This window comes from Falsiroseomonas stagni DSM 19981 (assembly GCF_900114315.1).
Classification (GTDB): domain Bacteria; phylum Pseudomonadota; class Alphaproteobacteria; order Acetobacterales; family Acetobacteraceae; genus Falsiroseomonas; species Falsiroseomonas stagni.
This window is the reverse complement of sequence record NZ_FOSQ01000001.1, coordinates 313187-332179: the sequence shown is the minus strand read 5'-3', so window position 1 is coordinate 332179 and position 18993 is coordinate 313187. Positions and strand designations below refer to the sequence as shown.

Genomic DNA, 18993 nt, shown 5'->3' with positions numbered 1-18993 from the left:
GTCAGTCATACCCCAGCAGGTCGAAGATCTCCCGATCCTTCAGCGGCGTGGCATCCAGCGGCGTGACGCCGGCGAGGAGGCCGGCGGCGAGCCGCAGGTATTCCGCGCGCACGCCCTCGACTTCCGGGGAGCTGTCCATGTCGAACAGCGTCGCCTTCTTGAGGCGGGAGCGGCGGATCACGTCGAGGTCCGGAAGGTGCGCCAGCATCTTCATGCCGGTCGCGTCGTTGTACTTCTGGATCTGGTCGGTGTCCTTCGACCGGTTGACGATGACGCCACCCAGCCGGACTCCGTAATTGGCGGACTTCGCCTTGATGGCCGCGACGATGCGGTTCATCGCGAAGATGCTGTCGAAATCATTCGCCGCGACGATCACGCCGCGATCGGCATGCAGCAGGGGAGCAGCGAAGCCGCCGCAGACCACGTCGCCCAGCACGTCGAAGATCACGATGTCCGTGTCTTCCAGCAGGTGATGCTCCTTCAGCAGCTTCACCGTCTGGCCGACGACATAGCCGCCGCAGCCCGTGCCCGCGGGCGGGCCACCGGCTTCGACGCACATGACGCCGTGGCGGCCTTCCACCACGAAATCCTCGGGGCGGAGTTCCTCCGAATGGAAGCCGACGCCGTCCAGCACATCGATCACCGTCGGGATCATGCGGCCCGTCAGGGTGAAGGTGCTGTCGTGCTTCGGATCGCAGCCGATCTGCAGCACGCGCTTGCCGAGCTTGGCGAAAGCGACCGAGAGGTTGGAGCTTGTGGTGCTCTTGCCGATGCCGCCCTTGCCGTAGACCGCGAAGACCTTCGCGCCCTCGATCTTCAGGGGATCGTCCATATGAACCTGGACGCTGCCGTCACCATCCCCGCGGCGGGAGATGCTGGAGCCCGGCGGTGGTCTCATGATCACGCTCATGCGGCCATCTCCACGGTGATTCCTTCAATCCGGTCCTCGAGTTCCTCGCCGGCGCGCTTCAGCGCCTCCAGGACCTCGGCATCCGGTTCCCAATAGCGGCGCTCCTGCGCCTCGATCAGGCGGTTTGCGATCTTCGCCGATGCGGTCGGGTTGAGCTTCGCCAACCGTTCCCGCATGGCGGGGTCGAGCATGTAGGTCTCGGCCATCTGCTGGTAGATCCAGGGAGCGACCTGGCCGGTGGTGGCGGACCAGCCCATGGTGTTGGTGACCTGCGCCTCGATCTGGCGCACTCCCTCATAGCCATGGGACAGCAGGGCCTCGAACCATTTGGGGTTCAGGGCACGCGTCCGGGTCTCCAGCGCCACCTGCTCGGCGACAGTACGGATCGTGCCCTCGCCACGGGTCTGGTCGCCGACATAGACGGCGGCTTCCTGGCCGTGGCGGGCGCGGCGCACGGCGCGGGACATGCCGCCGAGCGTATCGAAATACTGGTCGATGCTGGTCAGCCCGACCTCGATGCTGTCGAGGTTCTGGTAGGTGACATCGACGCTGCCCAGCACATGGCCCAGCAGCTTGTCCTGCCGCGCTGCCTTGCCGTCGATGCCATAGGCGAAGCCCTTGCGCTTCACATAGGCCTCGGCCAGCTCATCCTCATCGGTCCAGAGTCCGGCATCGAGGATCTGGTTGACGTTGGCGCCATAGGCACCTTCCGCGTTGCCGAAGACCCGCAGCGCTGCCTGTTCCATCGTGCCGCCATGCTGCGCGATGAAGGCCAAGGCGTGCTTGCGGATGTAGTTGCGGTCGGCGGGCTCGTCGGCCTCGGCGGCCAGGAGCGCGGCCTCCGCCAGCAGGCGGGTCTGCAGCGGCAGCAGGTCCCGGAAGATGCCCGACAGCGTCACCATCACGTCGATGCGCGGGCGGCCCAGCCCCTCCAGCGGGATCAGCTTCGCGCCGGTCAGGCGGCCGTAGCTGTCATGGCGGGGTTCCGCGCCCATCAGCCACAGCGCCTGCGCGATGGGGCCGCCTTCGGTCTTCAGGTTATCGGTGCCCCACAGGACGATGGCCACCGTCTCCGGCAGTCCCTTGCCGTCAGCCTGGTGGCGGGCCAGCAGGCGGTCCGCCTGGCGGGCGCCATCCTTCACCGCGAAGGCGGAGGGGATCTTGAAGGGATCGAAGCCGTGCAGGTTGCGGCCTGTCGGCAACACCGCGGTGTTGCGCAGCAGGTCGCCGCCCGGCGCGGGGCGGATATAGCCGCCATCCAGGGCGTGCAGGATGGCCGGGATCTCGTGTTCCGTGGCCAGCAGCGCATCGAGGCGCGTGCGTTCCTCGCCGACCGGCACCCCGGCGGCATCCAGCATCGCCGCGCGCTGTTCGCGGTTCGGCACATCGCCGACCACATGCAGGCCGTGCGGGATCAGCGTGTATTCGAGTTCGAGCAGCGCATTGCCCAGCAGGCGGATCGCCTCCGGCGCCGCATCGACGGACCAGGCGGGCTCGGCCGGGGCGAGATCGACGCCGGAGGCCTGGGCCTGGACGAGCTGCGCGAGGGAGGCGCGCACGCCGGCATCGCAATCCGGCTCCAGCACCCGCCAGCGATCGAGCGACGCCTTGAGGTCGAGCAGCCCACGATAGAGGCCGGCATTCGTAACCGGCGGCGTCAGGTAGCTGATCAGCGCCGCGCCCGCGCGGCGCTTGGCGAGCATGCCTTCCGACGGGTTGTTCGAGGCATAGAGGTAGAGGTTCGGCAGATCCCCGATCAGGCGATCCGGCCAGCATTCCGCGGATAGCCCGGCCTGCTTGCCCGGCATGAACTCCAGCGCGCCATGGGTGCCGAAATGCAGCACGGCATGGGCGCCGAAATCCTCCCGGATCCAGCGGTAGAAGGCGCTGAAGGCGTGGGTGGGTGCGAAGCCACGTTCGAACAGCAGGCGCATCGGGTCGCCTTCCCAGCCGAAGCCGGGCTGCACGCCGATGAAGACATTGCCGAAGCGGGCACCGAGCACATGGATCGTCGCCCCATCGGATTGCGCGCGGCCGGGCGCCGGGCCCCATTGCCGCTCGATATCCTTCAGGTAGGGCTCCCGCCGCACATGGTCATCGGCGGGGATGCGGGCGGCGACATTGGCGACGGCGCCGAACTGCGCCGCATTGCCGATGATGATCGCATTGCGCAGCGCATCCACATCGGCGGGCACATCGACCGTGTAGCCAGCGGCCCTCATCGCGACCAGCGTGTTGAACAGCGACTGGAAGACGGAGAGATAGGCGGCCGTGCCGGTATTGCCGGCATTGGGCGGAAAGTTGAAGACCACCGCGGCGACCTTGCGATCCCGCCGCGCGGCGCGGCGCAGCGCGACCAGCTTGGCCACGCGGTCCGCCAGCGTGGCCGCGCGTTCGCGATGCGCCACCATGTCGCGGCGCACATCCTCGGCACCCGCGATGGAGCGGCCGCCATAGGTCATCGGCCAGATCGCGCCATCGAGTTCCGGGATCGCGACCATCATGGTCGCCTCCACCGGCGTCAGCCCGCGCGGATCCTCATTCCACTGCTCGATGGTCTGGAATTCGAGGGGGTGGGCGGCGAGGTACGGCACATCGAGGCGGGAGAGCATCGCCTCCGCCGCATGCGCATCATTGTAGGCGGGGCCGCCGACCAGCGAGAAGCCCGTGAGCGACAGCACGGCGTCCACGGCCGGTGCGCCGTCCCGCATGAAGAAGCGTTCCATCGCCGGGCGGTTGTCGAGGCCCGAGGCGAAGGCGGGGATCACGCGCAGGCCCTTGGTCTCCAGCGCCGCGATCACGCCATCATAGTGCGCGGCATTGCCGGCCAGGACGTAGGACCGCATGACGAGCAGCCCGACGGTGCCAAGGCGGCCCTCGCCCGGCAGCTGGTCGACCCGTTCCGTCACCTGGCCGCGCAGGCGGGGGTGGTAGAGGCCGACTTCCGGATACTCGACCGGCGGCGAGACCTTGAGCGTGCCGACCAGCCCGGCGCGCGGGCCCGCGGCGTAGCGGTTCACCAGCATGCGGACCAGATTCGCCAGGTTCGCCTGGCTGCCGGCCAGCCAGTATTGCAGCGCCAGGAAGTAGATGCGGACATCCTGCGCAGTGCCCGGGATGAAGCGCAGCAGCTTCGGCAACTCCCGCAGCATCTTCATCTGGCCCTTGCCGGAAGCCGGGGCGCCTTCCTTCTTGGCGCCGCGCAGCCGCTTCAGCATGCCCATGATGCCGGTCGCCTCGGCACCCATGTCGAAGCGGCCGATGCGGGTCAGCTTCATGACCTCGCCCGCCGACATGCAGCAGACCATGGCGTCGCAGGCATCGCGCCGCGCCTTCAGGGCGGGCAGGACCTGGCGGATGTGATCCTCCAGGAAGAGCATGGTGGCGATGATGATGTCGCCGCGTGCGATATCGGCCAGGCAGTGTTCCAGCGCCGCGGCATCGCTGCCCCATTCATCGGCGGCGTGGACGGAGAGTTCGAGGCCCGGAATCTCCCGCCGCAGCGTGGCGCGGGCCTGCATCATGGCACCGGCCAGGTGGCTATCCATGGTCACGACCACGACGCGCATCGCGGTGGTCAGTCTGTTCACGCCCTCAGGCATGGTGCCCCCTGCGTGTATGACGAAGTGTCACCTCGAGTAATGCGCCTTGGCATCGTAGAGCGTCTCGAGCGTGATGGTCCCGATCCCGCGTTCCTGCGCGAACCGTTCGGTGTTGCGACGCGCCTTGCCGCGGACGAAGAAGGGAATCTTCTTCAACTCCTTCTCGGCATCGGCACCCCAGGCGACCACCAGCGTGCCGATGACGGCAGCAGAGGGGTCGCCCGCGGCAGCGTGGGGAGTCACTGCCGCGGGCGCGGGCAGGGGCTGCGCGGCGGGCGCGGCCTCCTTGCCCAGCTGTGACGGCGCACCATGTCCCAAGTGGGAAGGCTGCGCGCCGTCGTTGAACTCGAAATCTTCCCGGAACATGCCGAGGAGATGTTCCTCCAGCCCCATCATCAGGGGGTGGACCCAGGTGTCGAACAGCACGTTCGCACCCTCGATCCCCATCTGCGGCGAATGCCGGGCGGGGAAATCCTGCACATGGACGGGTGCGGAGATGACCGCGCAGGGAATGCCGAGGCGCTTGGCCACATGGCGTTCCATCTGCGTGCCCAGCACCAGTTCGGGCTGCAGCGTCGCGATCTGCTGCTCGACCTCCAGGTAATCGTCGGTGATCAGCGGCTCGACGCCATGGGTGGCGGCGGCGGCGCGGATCTCCCGGCCGAATTCGCGGGAATAGCTGCCGAGGCCGACGACCTGGAAGCCGAGTTCCTGGCTCGCGACTCGGGCGGCGGCGATGGCGTGGGTGGCATCGCCGAAGATGAAGACGCGCTTGTTGGTGAGGTAGGTGCTGTCCACCGAGCGCGAATACCAGGGCAGCCGCAGCGTGCCGTTGGCGGTGGCGGCGGGCACGCCGGCGAGCTGCGCGACCTCCGCCACGAAATCCTTCGTTGCGCCGACACCGATCGGCACGATCGTCGTGAAGTTCTGGCCGAAGCTGCGCTTGAGCCAGGACGCCGCCTGCCCCGCCACTTCGGGATAGAGCACGACGTTGAAATCGGCATCGCCGAGCCGCGCGAGGTCCGCCGGTGTCGCGCCCATCGGCGCGATGACATTGACCTCGATGCCGAGCGTCTCCAGCAGGCGCTCCACTTCCGGCACATCGTCGCGGTGGCGGAAGCCGAGCGCGGTCGGGCCGAGGATGTTGCAGCGAGGTGCGCTGCCACGTGCACGTCGGGTGCCGGGCGCCGGCACATGCGGCCCCGCGCAGGCGCGGACGAGCTGATAGAAGGTCTCGGAGGCACCCCAATTCTCCTTCCGCTGATAGGCGGGGAGTTCGAGGGGCACGACGGGAATCGGCAGGCCGAGCGTCTTGGCCAGGCCACCCGGATCATCCTGGATCAGCTCCGCCGTGCAGCTGGAGCCGACCAGCAGCGCCTGCGGGCGGAAGCGTTCATAGGCATCGAGAACGGCCTGGCGGAACAGGTTCGCGGTATCGCCGCCGAGGTCCTGCGCCTGGAAGGTGGTGTAGGTGACGGGCGGGCGCTTCGAACGGCGCTCGATCATCGTGAACAGCAGGTCGGCGTAGGTATCGCCCTGCGGCGCGTGCAGCACGTAGTGCACGCCCTCCATCGCGGTGGCGATGCGCATCGCCCCGATATGGGGCGGGCCTTCATAGGTCCAGACGGCGAGCTGCATGGCGCTACACCATCAACTTGGCGCGCCGCACGAGCGGGCGGGCGAATAGTTCGGCGAGATCGGCGGCCTGGTCGAAGCCCTGGATGGGCGTGAAGACCAGCTCGATCGACCATTTGGTCGTCATGCCCTCGGCCTCCAGCGGATTGGCGAGGCCAAGGCCGCAGACCGCGATGTCCGGCTTCGCGGCGCGGCAGCGATCGAGCTGGCGCTCCACATCCTGGCCCTCGGACAGCATCGTGCCGGCCGGCAGCATGGCCAGTTCCTCGGCCAGATGGTGCTTCTGCAGGTAGGGCGTGCCGACTTCCGCCAGCTTCATGCCGAGTTCGCGGGACAGGAAGCGCGCGATGGGGATTTCCAGCTGGCTGTCGGGGAAGAAGAAGATACTCTTGCCGTCGAGTCGCTCGCGGATGCGGCCCAGCGCCGCGCGGGCGCGGGTGGCGGCGGGGGCGATGGCCTCGGCGATGCGGGCGGCGGGCGTGCCCCAGACCTGCGCGGCCGCGGTCAGCCAGGCGGTGGTGCCCTCCACGCCCAGCGGGAAGGGTGCCGCGATACGGGTGGCACAGCGGGCTTCGAGCGCGCGGGCAGTGTCGTTGAGGAAGGGCTGCGCCAGGATGTAGCGCGTGCCCGGGCCGATCGGCGGCAGTTCGGAAGCGCGGCGGCTCGGCAGGAAACGCACGGGGCCGACGCCGAGGGCGGCGAAGAGGCGAAGGAACTGGTCCTCCACCACCTCGGCCAGGGCACCCACCACCAGCAGGGAGCGCGCGGTGCCGGGCTCGGCCGGCATCTCGGGCACCAGGGCCGCGAGGCAGGCATCCTCGCCCTGGGTGAAGGTCGTCTCGATGCCACTGCCGCTGTAGTTCAGCACGCGGACACCGGGGCTGAAGCGGCGGGACAGGCGCTGCGCGGCGCGGGAGAGGTCAAGCTTGATGACCTCGCTCGGGCAGGAACCGACCAGGAAGAGCAGCTTGATGTCCGGGCGACGCTCGATGAGGCGCGTCACCACCCGGTCCAGCTCGTCATTGCAGTCGGCGAGGCCGGCCAGGTCCCGCTCATCGATGATGGCGGTGGCGAAGCGGGGCTCGGCGAAGATCATGACGCCGGCGGCGGATTGCAGCAGGTGGGCGCAGGTCCGGCTGCCGACGACCAGGAAGAAGGCGTCCTGGATCTTGCGGTGCAGCCAGACGATGCCGGTGAGGCCGCAGAACACCTCCCGCTGGCCACGCTCCCGCAGGACGGGGGCATCCCCGCAGCCGGAGACAGGCACGGCGGGAAGGGCTGCGGCGGCGCTCATGCGGCTGACATTCCGGCCGGGCCACCACGGGCCAGCGCTTCGTCCCGCCGGGCGGCGCGCAGCTTCAGGACGAACTGCGCGGCGTTGACGAGGTAGGCGGCATAGGCGGCGAGCGCCAGGAGCATCTGACCCTGCCCGTCACCGACCCCGAGCAGCACGGTGCCGAGATAGGCGGTGTGCAGCCCCAGCACGAGCATCGAGAAGACGTCTTCCCAATAGAAGGCGGGGGCGAAGAGCCAGCGGCCGAAGACCACCTTCTCCCAGATCGAGCCCGTCACCATGATGACGTAGAGAACGATGGTCTTGACGACGACGGAGGCGGTGGCGACGGCCAGCCCCTCACCCGTGCTGAGGTAGCGGACCACGAGACCGAGGCTGACCAGGAAGACGGCGAATTGCAGGGGCGCGAGGATGCCCTGCACCAGGGTCCAGGGAGAGGCATCGCGGCGCTGCCGCTCGGCCTCCGTATAAAGGGGCTGACGCTGGCCGGCCTGGGCCCGGGCATGGCGGGCGGACCGACCGGTGGTTGCGCCCCAGGGCGACGCATCCAGGGCGTCCAGCAGGCCAGACAAACCGTTCGTTGTAAGCATTGCTTGACAACCCTCCGTCAAAGGCGGTCCGTTGGCCGCACGAGGCTGCCGCTGCCCCTGCACGACGGCCGACGAAGGGAGAAACTGCCGAGAAAGCCTGCGCAAACTGGCCCCGAAGGCCTGGAACCGCGCATTTCTTTCTCTCCCACTCGTCCTTGTTCAGGGAGGCTAGAAGCCCGGACCTCGTAGTGTCAAGCGTGATTGACGTAAATCGCGATTGACAGGAAGGGCCGGTGCGGTTGAAGTGTCATCACGGGAGCAGGGCGATGTCGCCGAAGCCCACGACCACGGGAAACGCCATGAGTGAGGTCAGCACACAGGCCAAGGAGGGGGGTGCCAGCGGCGCCCCGGGCCTGTCGCGTGACCAGGCCGGCGATGGCGATCGACAATCCCCGCAGGCCAATCCGCGCGCGCCGCCGCGGCAGGCCAAGCCCCCGGGCGGCGAGAGGCGGCGCGTCGCGCTGCTCGCCCGGACGCTGGAGACGGAGGTCATCCCCCGTCTCGTGCTTGCCCGGCGGGAAGCGAACTCCCCCGCCTATATCGAGACGCCAGGCGGGGCGTTTCCGCAGCCCGAGGATGTCTCCGTGGTCGCCGGCCTGGCGATGACCGGGGATCTGTCCGGGGCGCTTGACTACATCAGCGGCCTTCGTGCCCGCGGCATGCCGCTGGAGATGGTGTACCTGCAGCTTCTTGCCCCCGTCGCCCGGCGGCTTGGCGAATTGTGGGAACAGGATCGCTGCGACTTCACGGCCGTGACGGTCGGCCTCTGCTGCCTGCAGCAGGTGGTGCTGGAGAACAGCCCCGCCTTCCAGCCCCGCATCGGGCGCGCCGATGTCGATCGCCGCATCCTGCTGGCGCCCGTGCCCGGCGAACAGCACAGCTTCGGCCTGCTGATGGTGGGCGAATTCTTCCGTCGCCAGGGCTGGGACGTCAGTTCCGGCAGCGGCACCACGACCAAGGAACTGGCCGCGATGGTGCGGCGGCAATGGTTCGCCGCCGTCGGCCTTTCGCTGGCCTGCGAGGACAGGCTGGAGGTTCTGGCAACGACGATCCGGGAGGTCCGCAGGGCCTCGCGGAATCCGCAGATCGGGGTGCTCGTCGGCGGACGGGTATTCATCGACCGACCGGAGTTGGCAGCGCTGGTTGGCGCCGATGCCACCGCTCCGGACGGGCAGCAGGCAGCTCTCAAGGCCGAGACGCTGCTGGCGCTGCTGATGCGGGAAGCCTGACCGGCCGGAAGGCCAGTCGGATTTTACACATTGAATCAGTATGTTGACGATCATGAGGGGTGGGTTGAGAAGGGGGGCCCCTGGGATGAAGGACGGGATGGCTCGTGAAATCGTTCAATGCCCCAAGGACGTCGCTCGGACAGCTCGATGCGGATGCAACCGCGGGCTTGATCGCGGCTGCCGCGGACATCGCGCTCGTGCTTGATGCGAGCGGGGCCATTCGTGACCTGGCCTTCAGCAGCGAGGAGCTGGCCCGCGAGTTCGATTCGCATGATGGCTGGCTGGGTCGCTTCTGGGGCGACACGGTCGCGAAGGACAGCCGCCCCAAGGTCGATGCGATGCTGGAGCAGCCGCCGGCGAGCGAGGCGCCGCGCTGGCGCCATGTGAACCAGCTTTCGGCCCGCGGTGCCTCGATCCCCCTCCTCTGCTCCGTGGCGCCGGTCGGCAGCCAGGGGCGTCGCGTGGTCTTCGGGCGGGATCTTCGCCCCGTCTCCCAGCTGCAGCAGCGCCTGGTCGAGGTGCAGCAATCCATGGAGCGGGATTATTCCCGCCTTCGCCAGGCGGAGACCCGCTACCGCCTGCTGTTCCAGATGTCCGTGGACCCGGTGCTGATCCTGGAAGCCGAGTCGCAGCGGATCATGGAGGCCAATCCCTCCGCCCAGCGGCTGTTCGGTCGCACCGCGCGCCGGATGCCGGGGCGCGTCCTGTCCGATGTCTTCGCGCCGGAGGACCGCGCCGCCGTTCAGGCGCTGCTCGCCACCGTGCGCAGCGCCGGTCGCGCCGATGATGTCCGCGCCCGGCTGGCGGAGGGCGCGCAGGATGTCCTCGTCTCCGCCTCGACCTTCCGGCAGGAAGGCGGGCTGCTGTTCCTGGTGCGGTTCTCCGTCATCGGCGATGCCGGCCAGGCGCTGATGCTGCCGGAAGCCAAGACCAAGCTGCTGAAGGTTGTGGAAGTGGTGCCGGACGCCTTTGTCGTCACCGACAGCGCCGCCCGCATCCTGACCGCGAACGCCGCCTTCCTCGACATGGCGCAGGTGACGACGGAGGAGCAGGCGCGGGGCGAGCCGCTGGACCGCTGGCTCGGCCGGCAGGGGGTGGAGGTGGAGGTGCTGCTCTCCACGCTGCGCAGCCGGGGTTCCGTCCGCCTTTACGCCTCCACGCTGCGGGGCGAATTGGGCGGGCAGTCGGAGGTCGAGATCTCCGCCGTGTCCGTGATGAATGGCGGCCAGCCCTGCTTCGGCTTCGCGATCCGCGACATCGGGCCGCGGCTGCGGCCGCCGGTGCGCGCGCAGGAAGGTGCCACGCGGTCCGTGGAGCAGTTGACGGAACTCATCGGCCGGGTGCCGCTGAAGGATCTGGTGCGGGAAGCGACGGACGCGATCGAGCGGCTGTGCATCGAGGCCGCGCTGGAACTGACCGGCGACAACCGCGCATCGGCGGCGGAAATGCTCGGGCTGTCGCGGCAGTCGCTCTACGTGAAGCTGCGGCGCTATGGCCTCGGCGACCTGACGGCGGATGAGGGGCAGGACTGACCCATGCCGAGCGGGACCGACATCGTGGGGCGTGCGGGCGGGCAGCGGTTGCAGCCCTCGGCGGTGCTGGAACTGCTGAAGCCGGTCACGTGGTTCCCGCCGATGTGGGCCTTCGCCTGCGGCGCGGTGGCGTCCGGCGCCGCCTTCCTTGATGTCTATCCGATGATCGCGCTCGGCATCCTGCTGGCGGGGCCGATGGTCTGCGGCATGAGCCAGGCGGTGAATGACTGGTTCGACCGGCATGTGGACGCCATCAACGAACCGCAGCGGCCGATTCCCTCGGGCCGGATGCCGGGGCGGAGCGGGCTGTATGTCGCGATCGGCTGGACCTTCGCCTCCCTGCTCGTCGGCGCGGCACTTGGGCCCTGGGGCTTCGCGGCGACGGTGCTGGCGGTGGTCATGGCCTGGATCTACTCCGCGCCGCCGCTGCGCCTGAAGCAGAATGGCTGGTGGGGCAATCTGGCCTGCGGGATGAGCTACGAGACCCTGCCCTGGCTCACCGCGACCGCGGTGCTGGCGGGCAGCGCGCCGGACCCGAAGGTGGTGCTGGTGGCGGTGCTCTACGGGTTGGGCGCGCATGGCATCATGACGCTGAACGACTTCAAGTCGATCGAGGGTGACACGCGCTTCGGGCTGCGGTCCCTGCCGGTGATCCTGGGCGCCGAACGCGCGGCGAAGGTGGCCTGCCTGTTCATGGCGGCGCCGCAGGCGGTGGTGGCGGCGCTGCTGCTGGCCTGGGGCGCGCCCCTGCAGGCGGCGATGGTGGCAGGCGTGCTGGTGGCGCAGGGGCTGCTGATGCGCAAGCTGCTGCGGGACCCGCGCGGCCTGGCGCCCTGGTACAATGGCACGGGCATCACGCTGTATGTGTCGGGCATGATGGTGAGCGCGGTCGCGCTGTCTGGCGGCATGCCGTGAACGCGCTTCCGCCGCTGGGCTGGCTCGGCATCCTGCGCCTCGGCCTGGTGCAGACTTCGCTTGGCGCCATCGTCGTGCTGACCACGGCGGCGCTGAACCGCGTGATGGTGGTGGAACACGCGCTGCCGGCGACGCTGCCGGGCGTGCTGGTGGCGCTGCACTACGCCGTGCAGATGCTCAGGCCGCGGCTTGGCCATGGGTCGGACCAGGGCGGGCGTCGCACGCCCTGGATCATCGGCGGCATGGCGGTGCTGGGGCTGGGTGGCGTGCTGGCGGCGGTGGCGACGGCCTGGATGGGCACGGCGCTGGTCCCCGGCATCGCGCTGGCCGTGCTGGCCTTCCTGCTGGTGGGTATCGGCGTCGGCGCGGCGGGAACTTCGCTGCTGGTGCTGCTGGCGGCGCGGGTTGCGCCCGCACGGCGGCCGGCGGCCGCGAGCCTGGTGTGGATCATGATGATCGCGGGCTTCGTCATCACCACCGCGATTTCCGGCAGGCTGCTGGACCCCTATTCGGGCCCGCGCCTGGTGGCGGTGGCGGCGGGCGTTTCCGTGATCGCCTTCCTGCTGGCGCTGCTGGCGGTGGCGGAGATCGAGGGGCCGAGCCCCGCGCGGCGGGATGCGGACCGTGCGACGCAGGCACCCTTCATGGTGGCCCTCAAGCAGGTCTGGGCGGAGCCCGAGGCGCGGCAATTCACCATCTTCGTCTTCGTCTCCATGCTGGCCTACAGCGCGCAGGACCTGATCCTGGAGCCCTTCGCCGGCACCGTCTTCGGCATGACGCTCGGGGAGACCACCAGGCTTTCCTCGATGCAGCATGGCGGCGTGCTGGTGGGGATGATCGTCATCGCCATCGTCGGCAGCCTGTCCGGCGGCCGCATCGCTGTACTGCGTGCCTGGGCGGTGGGCGGCTGCCTGGCGGCGGCGGCGCTGCTGGCGACGCTGGCGGGCGCGGGCATGGCGGGCATCGGCTTCCCGATCCGGGAGGCTTTCTTCGCCCTGGGCGTCGCCAATGGCGCCTTCGCCGCGGCGGCCATCGCGTCGATGATGCAGCTCGTCTCCCGCGGGCGGGATGGGCGGGAAGGCGTGCGGATGGGGATGTTCGGCGCGGCGCAGGCGATCGCCTTCGGCGCGGGCGGTCTGGCCGGCACGGTGGTGCTGGATGTGGGCCGGCTGGTCACGGGCAGCGCCGGCGGCGGCTACGTCACCGTCTTCGTGGCCGATGCCCTGCTGTTCCTGGCGTCCGCGATGCTCGCTGCCCGGATCGGGCGGCCGGCAACGGAAAAGTCACGCGATTACGCTTCGATCAGCAGCCGCGATGCGCGGCTGGCCAATGGCGACTGAACGGAAGGATGGCCTCCATGAACAGCGCCGGGATCTTCGATGTGGTGGTGGTAGGGGGTGGCCCCGCGGGCGCCACCGCCGCGCATGACCTGGCGCGGCAGGGGCGGACCGTCGCGCTGCTGGACAAGGCGGGGCGCATCAAGCCCTGCGGCGGTGCCATTCCGCCCCGCGCGATCCGGGACTTCGACATCCCGAACCACCTGATCGTCGCCCGCATCAACGCCGCGCGCATGATCTCCCCCACCGACAAGGAGGTGGACATGCCCGTGGAGAACGGCTTCGTCGGCATGGTGGACCGCGATGTCTTCGACGAATTCCTGCGCGTCCGCGCCGCGGAAGCGGGTGCCGAGCGCCTGACCGGGAGCTTCGAGGCGGTGGAGCATGACGCCGATGGCGTCACGGTCGTCACCTGGACGCCCAAGGGTGCGCCCGATGGCACGGCGCCGCTGCGCCTGCGCACGCGCTGCGTGATCGGCGCCGATGGCGCGCGCAGCCAGGTCGGCAAGCAGACGGTGAAGGGCGCGGAGAAGATTCCCTGCGTCTTCGCCTACCACGAGATCGTGGAAGCGCCGAAGGGCGACGAGATCGCCAAGTACGACGCCAGGCGCTGCGACGTCGTCTACAACGGCCGCTACTCGCCCGATTTCTACAGCTGGATCTTCCCGCATGGGGACAAGATCTCCATCGGTACGGGGTCCGCGCATAAGGGCTTCTCGCTGCGCGGTTCGGTCGGCGAATTGCGCGCGGCGACGGGCATGGACCAGTTGAAGACCATCCGCCGCGAAGGCGCGCCCATTCCGCTGAAGCCCCTGAAGAAGTGGGACAACGGCCGGGACGTGGTGCTGGCCGGCGATGCCGCCGGCGTGGTCGCGCCGGCATCGGGCGAGGGCATCTACTACGCCATGCTGTGCGGGCGGCTCGCCGCCGATGCCGCGGCGGAATTCGTCGCGACCGGGGATTCGCGGGCACTCGCCACCGCGCGCAAGCGCTTCATGAAGGCGCATGGCCGCGTCTTCTGGATCCTCGGGATCATGCAGTACTTCTGGTACTCCTCCGACAAGCGGCGGGAGAAGTTCGTGAAGATCTGCCAGGACAAGGACGTGCAGCGCCTGACCTGGGAATCCTACATGAACAAGGAACTCGTGCGCCGCGATCCGATGGCGCATGTGCGGATCTTCTTCAAGGACCTCGCGCATCTGTTCGGCTTCGCCCGGGCATGACGCACCTCCTCCTCCTCCCCGCGCGCGGAGACGCCTGAGCATGCTGCTGTCATCACTCGACCAATCCACCGAGGGCCACCGCCACCGCGGTGCCATGCACGGGCATTCGCCCCATCACCGGCAGTCCACGCGCACCCTGCCGCTGAAGGTCGGCACGCGGGGATCGCCGCTGGCACTGTGGCAGACGCGGCATTTCCTCGAACTCATCACCAAGGTCTGCCCGCTGCTGCGGGAGGTGAAGGCCTTCGAGGAATGCGTCATCGCCACCAGCGGCGACAAGATCCAGGACAAGCGCCTGGCCGATATCGGCGGGAAGGGTCTCTTCGCGAAGGAGATCCATGAGGCGCTGCTCGATGGCCGCGTGGATTTTGCCGTGCACAGCATGAAGGACCTGGAGACGGAGCTGCCGCCCGGCATCGTCCTGGCCTGCGCGCTGAAGCGGGAGGACAGCCGCGATGCCATCGTCACCGGCCCCGATTGCGCCGGCGTCGATCGCGACGATCCCTATGCCTGCCTGCCGCGCGGCGCGCTGATCGGCACGGCCTCCGTCCGCCGGCAGAGCCAGCTGCTGCATGCGCGCCCCGACCTGCAGGTGGAGATCATCCGCGGCAGCGTGCAGTCCCGGCTTTCCAAGGTGCGGGCGGAAGGCGGGCCGCAGGCGTCGCTGCTCGCCATCGCGGGCCTCAAGCGGCTGGAAATGGCGCATGAGGCCGCGGTGGTGCTGGACGCGGAGACGATGGTGCCGGCGGCCTGCCAGGGCATCGTCGGCGTCACCGTCCGCGCCGATGACGTGGAACTGCGCGAACTGCTCTCCGCCATCGAGGATGGGGAGGCTGCCTCCGTCAGCGCGGCGGAGCGCGCGCTGCTGGGCTCGCTCGACGGGTCGTGCCGCACGCCGATCGGGGGCCATGCACAGGTGATGCCGGATGGGCAATTGCTACTGACCGGCCTCGTGGCGCGGGCGGATGGGTCCTTCCTGCTGAAGCGGAAGCTCTGGGGTGCCAAGGCGGATGCGGCGGCGATGGGCCGCGAGCTGGGCGAAAGCCTGCGGCGGGACAGCCCGGCCGACATCTTCGGCTGACCGGCGGTTCAGCGGCGAACCCGCAGCCAGAGGTCGAGGAGATGCGCGGCGAAGGCGCCCGTGAGCGCCATCGCCACCCAGGGCCAGCCCGCGCCCACCAGGGCGGCCCGCAGCGCCAGCACCAGGGCCACGCCCGGCAGGGCCAGGCCCAGCACGGCGGCGGGCGCCAGGCCGCGGCCGGTGCGGCGGTGCCAGACCACCAGCAGCGCCGCCTCCAGCACCAGCACCAGCAGCACCAGGTCGGCGACGTGGCCGGTGGCGAAGAATTCAGCCATGCGCGCATCCCTGCCCTTCAGCACGCAATCGTAGCGCGTGTGGCGGCAACCTGAAGGCAGTTTCATGCGCTGGGAGGGTTGCGCCCTCCGCTGCTGGCGCCACCTTGCGCCGGGCGGGAAAGACGCCATAAGCGTTGAGGCTCGTTCAACCTGCGCCGCGCCTGAAGACGCCCGCGGCGGGGCCGTTTCGACGAGACACGTTCAAGGAGGATCGCTGGAATGCGACATCTGACTCTGGCCATGGTGACGGCCCTTGCCTTCGCTCCCTTCGCCGCCCAGGCGCAGGATGCCGCGGCCGGTGCCCGCGTGTTCAACCAGTGCCGTGCCTGCCACACCATCGATGCCGGCGGCCGGAACGGCGTCGGCCCCAACCTGCACGGCATCGTCGGCCGCGCGGCGGGCTCGATCGAGGGCTTCCGCTATTCCGCCAACATGCAGGAATGGCGCGCGGGCCAGACCTGGACCGAGGAAAACCTCCGCCGCTACATCGGCAACCCGAAGGATCTCCTGCCCCGCGGCAGCATGTCCTTCCCGGGTATCCGGAACGAGCAGCAGCTGAACGACCTGATCGCCTACCTGAAGACCCAGGGCTGACCGGGTGGGCGGTGGCCGGTAGACCGGCCGCCGCCCCCTTCCCTACGGGATCGCCGCCGGCAGGCCTTCCCAGGCCTCCTCCACCGAGAGCGGCCGCGGCATCATTCCCTGTTCCGTGCAGTACCGGATGGCCAGCGCCAAGGCGGGCCGAAGGGTCTCGCGCGTGTGCATGCGCGCGCCGGATGCGGCGAGCATCCGCATGAGTTCCACCAGCAGTTCCGGGCGGGCATCCGCCACATCCCGCCGCACCACCACCAGGTGGTTGACGGGGATGAAGCCGTGGCGGTCGCGGAATTGCGCGCCGGCGGCCTCGGGATCCGGGAAGACGGTGCGCAGTCCCGTCGGCAGGTCATTGCCGAAGATGCCGGCCGCGGCCTCTCCCGATCGTGTCATGGCCAGCAGGTCCTGCGCGGCGGTGCCGCGCGTGACCCAGGGTGGATCCATGAATTCGGGGACATGCGCGTCCTCGAAGGTCGTCCAGCGCTGGGCGTCGGCACGGATGCCGTGGAACTCCGCGAGGCTGCCGCGCAGCCACATCCCCGTGGTCTGGCTGTAGGCCCGCACCGCGATATGCGCGCCGGAGAGGTCGGCAGGGCCGCGGACCGGGCCATCGATGGCGGTCAGCAGTGCGGATTCCTGCGCGCGTTCGGCCAGCACGACGGGCAGCAGGACCATCGGCTTGCCATAGGCCTTGGCCATCAGGAAGGTGGCGATCGCCATCTCGCTGACCTCGAAGGCGGATTGCCGCACCATCGCCGGGAAGGCCTTGCTGGGCGGGGTGTGGCGGATGTTGTCCAGCGCCAGCAGGTCCGACCCCACGCGGCCTTCCAGCAGCGCAGCCGTTTCGGGATAGGCGCCGATGGCGGCGCGCAGCGTGGACAGGGTCAAGGCGATCCTCATCGCCACCCGGGGGTTGCCCGGGCGGCGTTCTCTCGGTGGCGGCGGCGAGGGTTCAGTCGCGGTAGGACGGGTCGATCCGGTCCAGCTTCCGCAGCAGCGCCGGCCATTCCATCACGCCATAGGGGCGGCGCGTGCCGGGCTGGTAGTTGTTCCAGGTGGCATCCACCACGGCCTGCGGCACCTCCACCAGCTTCTGCCCGGTCGCCTGCGCGGCCAGCTGCGCGCGGCAGGAGAGTTCCAGCCGGTGCATGGCGTTGAAGGCCTCGCCGACCGACTTGCCGATGGTCAGCAGCCCGTGGTTGCGCAGGATCAGCGCGTTGTTGTCGCCGAGGTCGCGGACCAGGCGTTCCTGCATCTCCAGGTCCAGCACCACGCCTTCATAGTCGTGGTAGCCGATCTTCGCGAAGCGCATGGAGGTCTGGTTCATCGGCAGCAGGCCGCATTCCAGTGAGGAGACGGCCATGCCCGGCCAGGTATGGGTGTGGATGACGCAGGCGATCTCGTGCTTCGCCTCATGGATCGCGCCATGGATGACGAAGCCCGCGCGGTTGACGCCGTAGGAGAGGCCGCCCGGGAATTCGGGCTTCGCCAGCACGTTGCCATGCACGTCGATCTTCACGAGCGACGACGCGGTGATCTCCTCATAGAGCATCCCATAGGCGTTGATGAGGAAGGCGCCATCCTCACCGGGCACTCGAACAGAAATGTGGTTCGCGGCCATGTCGGACATGCCGTAGAGGTCCGTCAGGCGGTAGCAGGCGGCGAGGTCGATGCGGGCCTGCCATTCCTCTGGCGAGACGCGGTCGCGCATGGAGGGGATCTGGAAGCGTTCGGCGGCGCTGTCGGGCATGGGTCGGTTCCTCGGGTCTTATTCGGGCGATGCGCCGGAGGCGCGGACGATGGCGGACCACCGCCTGATCTCATGGGCGATGAAGGTGCCGAAGGCTTCCGGGCCATTGCCCACGGGGTCGGCGCCCTGTTCGATCATGGTGCGTTCGATGGCGGGCACGCGCAACGCCGCGTGACTGTCATCCGCGATCTTGCGGATGATCTCGGGCGGCGTGCGGGCCGGCGCCACCATGCCGAACCAGGAGGATGCGTCGAATTCGGGGAAGCCGAGTTCGACCATCGTCGGCACATCCGGGTTCGACCGCGACCGCTGGGTGGAGGAGACGGCGAGCGGCCGCAGGCGGTTGCCGCGGATCTGTTCCATGACGGAGGGGATGGTGGCGAACATGAAGTCGATGCGGCCCGACAGCAAATCGTTCAGCGCGACGGCGCCACGATAGGGCACGTGCTCCGTCCGGATGCCCGCCATCTGGTCCAGCATGACGCCCGAGAGGTGGGAGGAGGTGCCGACGCCCGTCGATCCATAGGACAACTGCCCGGGCCGGCGCTTCGCCTCCGCGATCAGGCCGGCGACATCGCGGGCGGGGTGGTTCGGCGCCACCACGAGGATGTTCGGCACCCCCGCCAGCAGCGTGATCGGCGCCAGGTCGCGCAGCGTGTCATAGGGCATGTTGCGGACGAGGGACTGGTTCACCGCCAGCGGCCCGACGGAGCCCACCATGATGGTGTAGCCATCGGGGGCGGAGCGGACGACATGCTCGGTCCCGATATTGCCGCCGGCGCCCGGGCGGTTGTCGATGACGACGGACTGGCCCCACATTTCCGAGAGGTGGGCGCCGACCAGGCGCGCGATGATGTCCGTGGTGCCGCCGGGCGTGAAGGCCACGACGATGCGCACGGGCCGGTTCGGCCAGGGCGCGGCCTGCGCGCGGGCAAGGCCAGGGACCGCTAGCAGGGGCAAGGCGATCAGGGCGCGCCGTGCGATCTTCATGGTCCGTTCTATTCTCCCGTCGGGCGGTCGTTCTGC

Annotated in this window: 16 protein-coding genes; 7 read left to right on the top strand and 9 right to left on the bottom strand. The window is 69.2% G+C overall.

Annotation, left to right across the window (positions count from 1 at the left end):
• Position 1: 1 nt before the first annotated feature.
• The 5 genes from bchL to bchF are packed head-to-tail and all read right to left on the bottom strand — an operon-like array spanning position 2 to position 8031.
• Positions 2-910: a ferredoxin:protochlorophyllide reductase (ATP-dependent) iron-sulfur ATP-binding protein gene (gene bchL / locus BM041_RS01560; protein WP_092954516.1), complete on the bottom strand. Its 909-nt coding sequence runs from the start codon at positions 908-910 to the stop codon at positions 2-4.
• The gene (locus BM041_RS01555) at positions 907-4500 is read right to left on the bottom strand and encodes a magnesium chelatase subunit H (RefSeq protein WP_456303950.1); all 3594 of its coding nucleotides are present in this window, start codon (positions 4498-4500) and stop codon (positions 907-909) included. The genes bchL and BM041_RS01555 overlap by 4 nt, the downstream gene beginning before the upstream one ends.
• A 39-nt stretch (positions 4501-4539) precedes the next feature.
• Positions 4540-6150, bottom strand: coding sequence for a ferredoxin:protochlorophyllide reductase (ATP-dependent) subunit B (gene bchB, locus BM041_RS01550; protein WP_092954510.1), 1611 nt, complete (start codon positions 6148-6150; stop codon positions 4540-4542).
• Between the two features lie 4 nt (positions 6151-6154).
• Positions 6155-7441 (bottom strand): ferredoxin:protochlorophyllide reductase (ATP-dependent) subunit N, encoded by a 1287-nt coding sequence (locus BM041_RS01545; protein WP_092954507.1) that lies wholly within the window; start codon positions 7439-7441, stop codon positions 6155-6157.
• On the bottom strand, positions 7438-8031 hold the full coding sequence (gene bchF / locus BM041_RS01540; protein WP_092954504.1) for a 2-vinyl bacteriochlorophyllide hydratase: 594 nt from the start codon (positions 8029-8031) through the stop codon (positions 7438-7440). The genes BM041_RS01545 and bchF overlap by 4 nt, the downstream gene beginning before the upstream one ends.
• 299 nt (positions 8032-8330) lie before the next feature.
• Here bchF and BM041_RS01535 point away from each other — a divergent pair, with 299 nt between their 5' ends.
• The 6 genes from BM041_RS01535 to hemC all read left to right on the top strand — a co-directional run bounded on the left by BM041_RS01535 (position 8331) and on the right by hemC (position 15348).
• Positions 8331-9260, top strand: coding sequence for a cobalamin B12-binding domain-containing protein (locus BM041_RS01535; RefSeq protein WP_175533664.1), 930 nt, complete (start codon positions 8331-8333; stop codon positions 9258-9260).
• A gap of 167 nt (positions 9261-9427) precedes the next feature.
• Positions 9428-10792: a transcriptional regulator PpsR gene (ppsR, locus tag BM041_RS01530; RefSeq protein ID WP_245761879.1), complete on the top strand. Its 1365-nt coding sequence runs from the start codon at positions 9428-9430 to the stop codon at positions 10790-10792.
• Between the two features lie 3 nt (positions 10793-10795).
• Positions 10796-11707, top strand: a complete 912-nt coding sequence (gene chlG / locus BM041_RS01525) for a chlorophyll synthase ChlG (protein WP_092954495.1) — start codon at positions 10796-10798, stop codon at positions 11705-11707.
• Positions 11704-13047: a BCD family MFS transporter gene (locus BM041_RS01520; protein WP_245761878.1), complete on the top strand. Its 1344-nt coding sequence runs from the start codon at positions 11704-11706 to the stop codon at positions 13045-13047. Before chlG ends, BM041_RS01520 begins: the two co-directional genes overlap by 4 nt.
• A 17-nt stretch (positions 13048-13064) precedes the next feature.
• A complete protein-coding gene (locus BM041_RS01515) occupies positions 13065-14267 on the top strand; it encodes a geranylgeranyl diphosphate reductase (RefSeq protein ID WP_092954492.1) in 1203 nt (400 codons plus the stop codon).
• Positions 14242-15348, top strand: a complete 1107-nt coding sequence (gene hemC / locus BM041_RS01510; protein WP_408735395.1) for a hydroxymethylbilane synthase — start codon at positions 14242-14244, stop codon at positions 15346-15348. The genes BM041_RS01515 and hemC overlap by 26 nt, the downstream gene beginning before the upstream one ends.
• 8 nt (positions 15349-15356) lie before the next feature.
• On the opposite strand, the gene BM041_RS01505 is transcribed toward hemC, so the two are convergent.
• Positions 15357-15623, bottom strand: a complete 267-nt coding sequence (locus tag BM041_RS01505) for a hypothetical protein (RefSeq protein ID WP_092954486.1) — start codon at positions 15621-15623, stop codon at positions 15357-15359.
• A 219-nt stretch (positions 15624-15842) separates the two neighbouring features.
• On the opposite strand from BM041_RS01505, the gene BM041_RS01500 reads away from it, so the two are divergent.
• Positions 15843-16217, top strand: a complete 375-nt coding sequence (locus tag BM041_RS01500) for a c-type cytochrome (protein ID WP_092954483.1) — start codon at positions 15843-15845, stop codon at positions 16215-16217.
• A 42-nt stretch (positions 16218-16259) separates the two neighbouring features.
• On the opposite strand, the gene BM041_RS01495 is transcribed toward BM041_RS01500, so the two are convergent.
• From BM041_RS01495 to BM041_RS01485, 3 genes are read right to left on the bottom strand one after another with little or no spacing between them, the layout of a single operon-like run.
• Positions 16260-17117: an ABC transporter substrate-binding protein gene (locus tag BM041_RS01495; RefSeq protein ID WP_245761877.1), complete on the bottom strand. Its 858-nt coding sequence runs from the start codon at positions 17115-17117 to the stop codon at positions 16260-16262.
• Between the two features lie 52 nt (positions 17118-17169).
• Positions 17170-17967 carry a class II aldolase/adducin family protein gene (locus tag BM041_RS01490; protein WP_092954480.1) on the bottom strand — a complete coding sequence of 266 codons (798 nt, stop codon included), beginning with the start codon at positions 17965-17967 and terminating at the stop codon, positions 17170-17172.
• A gap of 18 nt (positions 17968-17985) precedes the next feature.
• On the bottom strand, positions 17986-18957 hold the full coding sequence (locus BM041_RS01485) for a Bug family tripartite tricarboxylate transporter substrate binding protein (protein ID WP_092954477.1): 972 nt from the start codon (positions 18955-18957) through the stop codon (positions 17986-17988).
• Positions 18958-18993: the final 36 nt, after the last annotated feature.